The sequence below is a fragment of the Streptomyces beijiangensis genome, assembly GCF_017315755.1.
Taxonomy (GTDB): domain Bacteria; phylum Actinomycetota; class Actinomycetes; order Streptomycetales; family Streptomycetaceae; genus Streptomyces; species Streptomyces beijiangensis.
In genome coordinates, this window is the sequence record NZ_JAFLRJ010000071.1 from 1 (window position 1) to 202 (window position 202).

Consider the following 202-nt stretch of genomic DNA (forward strand, 5'->3'; position numbering starts at 1 on the left):
AGCAGCACCCCGCCCATGCGTTCTTCCGCGATCGCTACGCCGTCAGCCGTACCATCACGGCCGATACGCTCCGGAAGCTGCAGGAGGAAGGACGCCTGTCGCCGGGTCTCGACCCGGAGCGGCTGGCGCTGATGGTGTTCGCCCTCATAGACGGTCTGCAGATGCAGTGGCTGCACGACCCGGACGTGGACATGGCCGACCA

1 protein-coding gene is annotated in these 202 nt (G+C 66.8%); it reads left to right on the forward strand.

The window, feature by feature from the left end; translation table 11 throughout:
- On the forward strand, nt 1-202 hold a 202-nt coding region (locus J0695_RS08220), incomplete at both ends, for a TetR family transcriptional regulator C-terminal domain-containing protein (RefSeq protein ID WP_206961205.1).